Source organism: Amycolatopsis sp. lyj-23, from assembly GCF_046549135.1.
Lineage (GTDB): Bacteria > Actinomycetota > Actinomycetes > Mycobacteriales > Pseudonocardiaceae > Amycolatopsis.
The window spans coordinates 301,039-309,564 of record NZ_JAJPWN010000014.1; the positions used below are offsets into that span (position 1 = coordinate 301,039).

7 protein-coding genes and 1 rRNA gene are annotated in these 8,526 nt (G+C 70.8%); 2 read left to right on the top strand and 6 right to left on the bottom strand.

The window, feature by feature from the left end; all coding sequences use genetic code 11:
• The first annotated feature begins 126 nt into the window (after positions 1–126).
• A complete protein-coding gene (gene glnA, locus ACLJPY_RS33310) occupies positions 127–1,551 on the top strand; it encodes a type I glutamate--ammonia ligase (RefSeq protein WP_410594607.1) in 1,425 nt (474 codons plus the stop codon).
• Between the two features lie 67 nt (positions 1,552–1,618).
• Here glnA and ACLJPY_RS33315 read toward each other — a convergent pair whose 3' ends face one another.
• From ACLJPY_RS33315 to ACLJPY_RS33335, 5 genes are all read right to left on the bottom strand, one after another.
• A complete protein-coding gene (locus ACLJPY_RS33315) occupies positions 1,619–2,044 on the bottom strand; it encodes an acyl-CoA thioesterase (protein WP_410594609.1) in 426 nt (141 codons plus the stop codon).
• Positions 2,045–2,058: 14 nt separating this feature from the next.
• Positions 2,059–5,034: a bifunctional [glutamine synthetase] adenylyltransferase/[glutamine synthetase]-adenylyl-L-tyrosine phosphorylase gene (locus ACLJPY_RS33320; RefSeq protein ID WP_410594611.1), complete on the bottom strand. Its 2,976-nt coding sequence runs from the start codon at positions 5,032–5,034 to the stop codon at positions 2,059–2,061.
• A gap of 29 nt (positions 5,035–5,063) precedes the next feature.
• A complete protein-coding gene (locus tag ACLJPY_RS33325; protein WP_410594613.1) occupies positions 5,064–6,197 on the bottom strand; it encodes an anion permease in 1,134 nt (377 codons plus the stop codon).
• A gap of 94 nt (positions 6,198–6,291) precedes the next feature.
• The gene (locus tag ACLJPY_RS33330) at positions 6,292–7,041 is read right to left on the bottom strand and encodes a type 1 glutamine amidotransferase (protein ID WP_410594615.1); all 750 of its coding nucleotides are present in this window, start codon (positions 7,039–7,041) and stop codon (positions 6,292–6,294) included.
• Between the two features lie 15 nt (positions 7,042–7,056).
• Complete coding sequence (locus ACLJPY_RS33335) at positions 7,057–7,479, bottom strand: rhodanese-like domain-containing protein (RefSeq protein ID WP_410594617.1); 423 nt, start codon at positions 7,477–7,479, stop codon at positions 7,057–7,059.
• A 111-nt stretch (positions 7,480–7,590) separates the two neighbouring features.
• Here ACLJPY_RS33335 and ACLJPY_RS33340 point away from each other — a divergent pair, with 111 nt between their 5' ends.
• Positions 7,591–8,043, top strand: a complete 453-nt coding sequence (locus ACLJPY_RS33340) for an Lrp/AsnC family transcriptional regulator (protein WP_410594619.1) — start codon at positions 7,591–7,593, stop codon at positions 8,041–8,043.
• Between the two features lie 364 nt (positions 8,044–8,407).
• On the opposite strand, the gene rrf is transcribed toward ACLJPY_RS33340, so the two are convergent.
• Positions 8,408–8,524, bottom strand: a 5S ribosomal RNA gene (rrf, locus tag ACLJPY_RS33345).
• Positions 8,525–8,526: the final 2 nt, after the last annotated feature.

Sequence of the window (8,526 nt, forward strand, 5' to 3'; positions counted from 1 at the left end):
TACCCGATATCGACCACCCGTTAACACCGGCGAAACATACGGGTGACGGTCGGGCAACACCGCACTTTTAGCGTGAGCCGAAGAGAGCACTGCCGTACGAGCTCGAACGAGAAGGAGTCACCGAGGGTGCCCACTACTCCAGACGACATCCAGCGCCTCATCGCCGACGAGGACGTCGAGGTCATCGACGTCCAGTTCTGCGACCTGCCCGGCGTGATGCAGCACTTCACGGTGCCCGCGAAGGCCTTCACGGAAGAGGCCTACGAAGAGGGTCTCGCGTTCGACGGCTCCTCGGTGCGCGGCTTCCAGTCCATCCACGAGTCCGACATGCTGCTGCTGCCGGACCCGGCCACCGCCCGGATCGACCCGTTCCGCAAGGCGAAGACGCTCGCCCTCAACTTCTTCGTGCACGACCCCTTCACGCGTGAGGCGTACAGCCGCGACCCGCGCAACATCGCGCGCAAGGCCGAGCAGTACATCTCCGAGTACGGCGTCGCCGACAACGTCTACTTCGGCCCCGAAGCCGAGTTCTACATCTTCGACTCGATCCGCTTCGACTCCGCCGAGCACGCCTCCTTCCACGAGATCGACTCCGTCGAGGGCTGGTGGAACACCGGCGCCGACGAGGTCGGCGGCAACCAGGGCTACAAGACGAAGTTCAAGGGCGGCTACTTCCCGGTCCCGCCGGTCGACCACTTCGCCGACCTGCGCGACGAGATCGTCCGCAACCTGACGAACACCGGTTTCGAGATCGAGCGCGCGCACCACGAGGTGGGCACCGCCGGTCAGACCGAGATCAACTACAAGTTCAACACGCTGCTGCACGCGGCCGACGACCTGCAGCTGTTCAAGTACATCGTGAAGAACACGGTGTTCGCGGCGGGCAAGACGGCGACGTTCATGCCGAAGCCCCTCGCCGGCGACAACGGCTCGGGCATGCACTGCCACCAGTCGCTGTGGAAGGACGGCCAGCCGCTGTTCCACGACGAGTCGGGCTACGCCGGCCTGTCGGACACCGCGCGCCACTACATCGGCGGCCTGCTCAAGCACGCGCCGAGCCTGCTGGCCTTCACGAACCCGACGGTGAACTCCTACCACCGCCTGGTCCCGGGCTTCGAGGCGCCGGTTTCGCTGGTCTACTCGCAGCGCAACCGCTCGGCGTGCGTCCGCATCCCGATCACGGGCAACAACCCGAAGGCCAAGCGCGCCGAGTTCCGCTGCCCGGACTCGTCGGGCAACCCGTACCTGGCGTTCTCGGCCATGATGATGGCCGGCCTCGACGGCATCCGGAACAAAATCGAGCCGCCGGAGCCGATCGACAAGGACCTCTACGAGCTCCCGCCCGAGGAGGCCAAGGACGTCAAGCTGGTCCCGGGCGACCTGGGCACGGTCCTCGACACGCTGGAAGCCGACCACGAGTACCTCCTCGAGGGCGGCGTATTCACCCCGGACGTGATCGAGACGTGGATCTCGTACAAGCGCGAGAACGAGATCGACCCGCTGCGCCTGCGCCCGCACCCGTACGAGTTTTCCCTGTACTACGACGTGTGATCAGGTAGCACGGCCCACGGACACGCCGGTGGCGAGGAGCGAAGAGCCCTCGCCACCGGCGTTTCTCCTACTCCGACGTCGACAAGATCCGCAGGTCCGCGCCCGCGGCCTCGAACCGGCCGCGCGGGTCCGCCACCAGCTTGCGGCGCTCCAGATCCATCAGCCCCAGTGTGCAGGTGATCTCCGCCGCCAGTGTGCCGTCCAGCTTGATGATGTCCGAGTTCATCTTGAACGTCTTGCCGCTGCCGAACTTGGCTTCGCACGTCACCTCGACCTCGTCGCCCGCGCGCAGCTCGCGGCGGAAGACCACGTGCGTCTCCAGCAGCACCGCCGCCACGCCCGGGAGCCCCTTCAGCGCGCCCGACGCTTCGAGGAGCTCCAGGCGGGAGACCTCTCCGTACGAGTGGTAGACGGCGTGGTTGAGGTGGCCCAGGGTGTCCAGCTCGTAGTGCCGGACCTTGATCCGGGTCCGGAACGGCTCGCGATCGGTCACCCGGCCACTGTAAATCAGGCCTCGTAGAACAGGTGCTCCACCACCGCGTGCGCCCGGCGGGTGAGGCGGCGGTACGTGTCGAGGAACTCGCCCGGGTCGTCGCCCGCCGACTGGCCGAGGACGCGGGCCACCGCCGCCAGGTCGCGGCCCGAGCCCGGCACCTGGTCGACCGCCTTGCCGCGCACCAGCATGCCCGCGTTGCGGACACGGGTCGCCAGCAGCCACGCCTCGGTCAGCGAGTCCGCTTCGGGCTGCTCCGCCAGCCCCGCCTCCGGGAGCACCGCCAGTGCGTCGAGCGTCGACGTCGTCCGCAGGCCTTCGACCTCGTGGGCGTGCTGGAGCTGCAGCAACTGGACCGTCCACTCGACGTCGGCGAGGCCACCGCGGCCCAGCTTCGTGTGCAGGGTCGCGTCGGCGCCGCGGGGCATCCGCTCGGTCTCGACGCGGGCCTTGATGCGGCGGATCTCGCGCGCCTTCGTCGCGTCCAAGCCGCCCTCGGGGTAGCGGATCGGGTCGATCATCGCGATGAACCGCTCGCCGAGGTCGTCGTCGCCGGCGACGAACCGGGCCCGCAGCAGCGCCTGCGCCTCCCAGACTTCGCCCCAGCGCGCGTAATACGCGCGGTACGACTCCAGCGTGCGGACCAGCGGCCCGCTGCGCCCCTCCGGCCGCAGGTCGGCGTCGACCACCAGCGCCGGGTCCGAGCTCGGCGCACCCAGCATCTTCCGGACCGTCTCCGCGACCGACGAAGCGAACTTCACGGCGTCGGCGTCCGAAACCCCTTCGGCCGGCTCGCACACGAAGAGCACGTCGGCGTCGGAGCCGTAGCCGAGTTCGGCGCCGCCGAGCCGGCCCATCCCGATGACGGCGATGCGCGCCGGCGTCCGGCCGAGCTCGGCCTGGCGCTGGCGGAACGCCGCGGCCAGCGCGCCCTGCAGCACCGCCACCCAGACGCTCGAAAGTGCTTCGCAGACCGCGCGCACGTCGAGCAGCCCCAGCAGGTCCGCGCAGGCGACGCGCAGGAGTTCGTGCCGCCGCAGCGAACGCGCGGCGGCGACGGCGGCGTTCAGCCCCGGCTGCCGCCGGACCGCCGCCCGCAGCGACGTCGCCACCTCGGCCGGCGTGCGGCCCAGCAGCCGGGCCGGATCGCCGATCAGCTGCAGCACCTCCGGCGCGCGGACCAGCAGGTCGGGCACCAGCCGTGACGTCCCGAGCAGGAACGCCAGGTTCTCCACGACCGTGCCTTCGTCGCGCAGCACCCGCAGGTACCACGGCGTTTCTTCGAGCGCCTCGGACACCTTCCGGTACGACAGCAGGCCGCCGTCGGGGTCGGGCGTGTCGGCGAAGAGGTCGAGGAGCACCGGCAGCAGCGCCTGCTGGATCGCCGCGCGCCGCGAGACGCCCGCGGTGAGGGCCTTGATGTGCTGCAGCGCGCCGTCGGGCGCGGTGTAGCCGAGCGCGGCCAGGCGGCTGGCGGCCTGCTTGGTCGTCAGGCGCAGCGCCTCGGCCGGCACGTTCGCGACGGACTGCAGCAGCGGCCGGTAGAAGATCTTTTCGTGCAGGCGCCGGATGCCCTGGCCGTGCCGCCGGAACTCCGCGAGCAGCGACTCGCCCTGCGTCTTGCCGCCGCTGGCCTTGATCCCGCTGGCGCGGGCCAGGATGCGCAGCTCGCCGGTCTCCGCCGGCGCCGGGAACAGGTGGGTCCGGCGCAGCCGCCGCAGCTGCAGCCGGTGCTCGATCATCCGCAGGAACTCATACGACGCGCCCAGCTCGGCGGCGTCCTGACGACCGACGTAACCGCCCTCTCCGAGTGCTTCGAGCGCGTCCATCGTGGACGGTGAGCGCAGGTCCGCGTCGACCCGGCCGTGCACCAGTTGCAGCAGCTGCACGGCGAATTCGACGTCGCGCAGGCCACCGCGGCCCAGCTTCAGCTCGCGTTCGGCGTGTTCGGACGGCACGTGTCCCTCGACCCGGCGGCGCATCTGCTGCACTTCGGCGACGAAGTTTTCGCGGTCGGCCGCCGACCACACCAGCGGCGCCACCATTTCGGCGTACTGGCGGCCGAGCTCGGCGTCGCCCGCGACCGGGCGCGCCTTGAGCAGCGCCTGGAACTCCCAGGTCTTGGCCCACTTCTGGTAGTAGCCGTGGTGTCCGTCCAGCGTGCGGACGAGCGCGCCGGCCTTGCCCTCGGGGCGCAGCGCCGCGTCGACCTCGAAGCACGCCTTGCCGACGACGCGCATCATCGTGCTCGCCAGCCGCGTCGCGAGGCCGAGGTCGCCTTCGCCGACGAAGATGACGTCGACGTCGCTGACGTAGTTGAGCTCCCGGCCGCCGCACTTGCCCATCGCGATGATCGCCAAGGTGCCTTCGGCCGACGCGCCGGCTTCGGCTTCGGCGACGACCAGCCCGGCGGCGAGCGCGGCCTCCGCCAGCTCGGTCAGCTGCGCCGCCACCTCGGCGTAGCCCGGGTGCTCGAGCCCGGCCTCGACGACGTGCCCGAGGTCGGCGGCGGCGATCCCGAGCAGCTGGCCGCGGTAGGCGACCTTGAGGGCCTGCTCGGCTTTGAGCCCGGTGAGCACCGAACCGTCGCCGGCCAGGAGAGCCGTGCGCAGCGCTTCGCGGTAGCAGGCGGAATCGGTGCACTTGTCCCCGGTGAGCGAGCGCCACTGGTCCGGGTTCGCGGCGAGGAAGTCGCCGAGCGCGCTCGACGTCCCGAGCACGCTGAGGAAGCGCCCGCGGAAGGTCCGGTGGGTGCACAACTGCTCTTCGAGGGCGGCCCACCCGGCGGCGTCGGCCTCACGGATCCGGTCCAGGCCGAGCAGGGCGAGGTCGGGGTCGGCGGTGCGGGACAACGCCGCGAGGACGTCACCGGCCGTCTCGACCGGGCCGGCGTCGGTCCACCAGCCGGCCGCGCGCAACTGACCCTCGGCACGGGGATCGGTGAAGCCGTACCTCGCCGCCGAGGCGGTCGTTCGCGCGCGGTCTGCCATCACCGACCACCGTAGCCGGGGGAGGCAGCTCAGGCAGCGAGCCGGCCCGGCTCGGTGCCGGCCGGCGTCGGCTCGGGCACCTGGAAGCTGTGCGCGGTGACGGGGTGGCGGCGCGAGAGGAGGTAGATGCCGAGGCCGACCCCGGCCCCGGCGACCCCGACGGCGATGGTGCCCGCGTTGCCGAGCGAAGCGATCTTGCCGGAGATCGCGCCGACGATCGCGGCCGCGGGCAGCGTGAACAGCCACGCGACGACCATCCGGCCCGCCATCCGCCAGCGGACCGGCGCGGCCCGGCGGCCGACGCCCGAGCCGACGATCCCGCCGGAGCAGACGTGCGTCGTCGACAGCGGGAAGCCCAGCCGCGACGAGACGAGGATGACCAGCGCCGAGCTCGTCTGGGCGGCGAAACCCTGCGGGCCCTCGATGTCGGTCAGGCCCTTGCCGAGGGTGTGGGTGATGCGCCAGCCGCCGAGGTAGGTGCCGAGCGCGAGCGCGCACGCGGCGCTGACGATCACCCAGACCGGCGGCGACGCGCCCGCGGGCAGGCTGCCGGCGGTGACGAGGGTGAGCGTGATGACGCCCATCGTCTTCTGCGCGTCGTTCGTGCCGTGCGCGAGCGAGACCAGCGACGCCGAGACGATCTGCCCGGCCTTGAACCCGCGCGTGGCCGGGCGGCCGCGCACGAGGAAGCGGTAGACGCAGTAGGTGGCGGCCATCGCGACGAGCCCGGCGATGACCGGGCTGGCCGCGGCGGGCACCAGGACCTTCTCGACGATCTTTCCGAAGTGGACCGAGCCGGCGCCGGCGGAGATCCAGGTGGCGCCGATCAGGCCGCCGAACAACGCGTGCGACGAACTCGACGGCAGCCCGACGAACCACGTCACGAGGTTCCAGACGATCGCGCCGATCAGCCCGCCGAAGACGATCGCCGGGCCGATCTTCGTGTCGTCCACCAGGCCGCTGGAGATCGTCTTGGCGACCTCGACCGACAGGAACGCGCCCACCAGGTTCAGCACCGCCGAAATCGCCACGGCCACGCGGGGTTTCAGCGCGCCGGTGGCGATCGACGTGGCCATCGAGTTCGCGGTGTCGTGGAACCCGTTCGTGAAATCAAAAATGAGGGCCGTGACGACGACGACCACGACCAGCAACGAGGGTTGCACCCCGACCTCCGCACCCTTGTGGGGACTCTTTGCGCAAGGTACCTGACGGGTGCGCCCGGCGTTAACACCGTGTTGCTGGTTGTGACTTCCGTCGTTAAGCCAGCGGTAACGTGCGTTGACTCGTGACGGCGGCTTCGAGCTCCCCGGCGGCCAGCTTGACGAACCGCTGCGCGAAGGGGCGCCAGGTCTCCTCGATGTCGGCGTGCGCGGTGACCAGCTTGTCGTGTTCGAGCGCACCGGGCCGCGCGAACTCGGCTTCCTCGGGACATTCCGCGGCCCAGCTCTCGACGACCGCGGGGGTCGTCTCGATGTGGAACTGGACGCCGTAGGCACAGCGCCCGAGCCGGTAGGCCTGGTGCGCGTAGCGCGGCGCAGAGGCGAGCAGTTCGGCGCCGGGCGGGAGCCGGGTGATGGCGTCGGTGTGGAACTGGAGGACGTCCTGCACGAGCGGCAGGTCGGCGAACAGCGGGTCGGTCCACGCCGCGTCCTTCTTGCTGACGAGGTGCGGACCGACCTCCGGCCCGTCGGGGCCGACCTCGACCCGGCCCCCGGTCGCGACGGCCAGGAGCTGGGCGCCGAGGCAGATCCCCAGCAGCGGCAGGTTCTTCGCGGCCGCCTTGGCCAGCAGCCGCCGGACGTCGGCGAGCCACGGGTGCTTGGCGTCGTCCTCCGCGCCCATGCCGCCGCCGAGGCAGACGACGCCCCGGTAGCCGTCGAGATCGGCGGGCAGGTCGGTGTCCGGCAGCAGGCGGACGTCGAGTTCCGCGCCGGCCTCGGTCAGCCAGTCGCCGAGAGGGCCCACCGGGTCCGACGCGTCCGGCTGGATGATCAGGATTCGGGTCACGGTGTCCAGGGTAGGTCAGCAGGCGCAGCGGATCCCCGGGGCTTTGTCGCCTTCGTACGGGTAGCCGGCGGCGATCCAGCCGGTGATGCCGCCGGAAAGCCGTTTGACCTTGAAGCCCAGCTGGGCGAGCTTGAGCGCGCCCTTGGTGGCGGCGTTGCAGACGGAGCTTTCGCAGTAGCAGACGTAGACGAGGTCCCGGTCGAGGTGGGCCGTGCTTTCCGCCGTCAGGTCCCGGTAGGGCAGGTTGACCGCGCCGGGGATGCGGGCGTTGGCGAAGGCTTCGGGTGCCCGCGTCTCGACGACGACGTAGCCGTCGGTGCGTCCGGCCTCGAGGTCCTGGACGAGATCGTCGGGATCGACGTCGAAGGCGAGTTCGGCCGCGAAGAACTCGGCGGCGGCTTCGGGCGTCGCGACGGGGAAGGCGAGCGTGCGTGTCATGGGGTAAATCCTGCTGGGGCAGGCGGTTCCGGGACAGGGCAGAATCGGCGTGGAAGCCCGGGACAGCCGGGGATTTCCCTGTTGCGGCCCTGCGAACCCGGGAGAGTTGCGGTGGACCACCTCGACGACGTCGACTGGCGCCTGCTGGAGCTCCTGCAGGCCGACGGCCGGCTGAGCTTCACGGAGCTGGGGCGCCGAGTATCGCTGTCCGGCTCGGCGGTGACCGAACGCGTCCGCCGTCTCGAGGAGCGCGGCGTGATCACCGGCTACGCGGCGAGAGTGGACACGACGAAGCTGGGGCTGCCGATCGAGGCGCTGGTGCGGGCCCGGGTCCGGAGCCTGGACACGCCCCGCTTCCGGACGGCGGTGCTGCCGCTGTCCCAGGTGGTGGCGGCGGACCACGTCACGGGTGAGGAGTGCTGGATCTTGCGGGTGCTGTGCCGGGATACCGCGGAGCTGGAGGAGCTGCTCGAGAAGGTGCAGCGGTACGGGGAGACGGCGACGTCGCTGGTGTTGTCGTCCCCGTTGAAGGGCCGTCCGGTGGGTCGCCGGGGGCCGGGTTGAGGCATCGCGCGTGCTTGGCGGGGCATCACGCGTGACTGGTGGGGCATCATGCGTGATTGAAGGGGCATCACGGCGGCCGGCCGGGCGTGACCCGGGCCGGAACCCCGGTGACTGCGACCGGGACTCGCGTGATCCCGGGCGGGATTCGCGTGACTGGGGCCGGAACTCGCGTGATTGAAGCCGGAACTCGCGTACCTCGCCGGTCGGCCGGCGTACCCAGGCAGTCGGCTTGCGTACCTGGGCGGTCGGCTTGCGTATCTGGAGGGTCGGGTCGCGGGCCTGGAGGGGTTGGGGGTGGGTATGAAGAAAGGGCCTGGGCCGGGAGACTTGTGTCTCGACCGGGCCCAGGCCCTTTTTCAAGTAAGTTCGGCGGTGTCCTACTCTCCCACAACCCTTCGGTTGCAGTACCATCGGCGCTGTCAGGCTTAGCTTCCGGGTTCGGAATGGGACCGGGCGTTTCCCTGACGCTATAACCACCGAAAC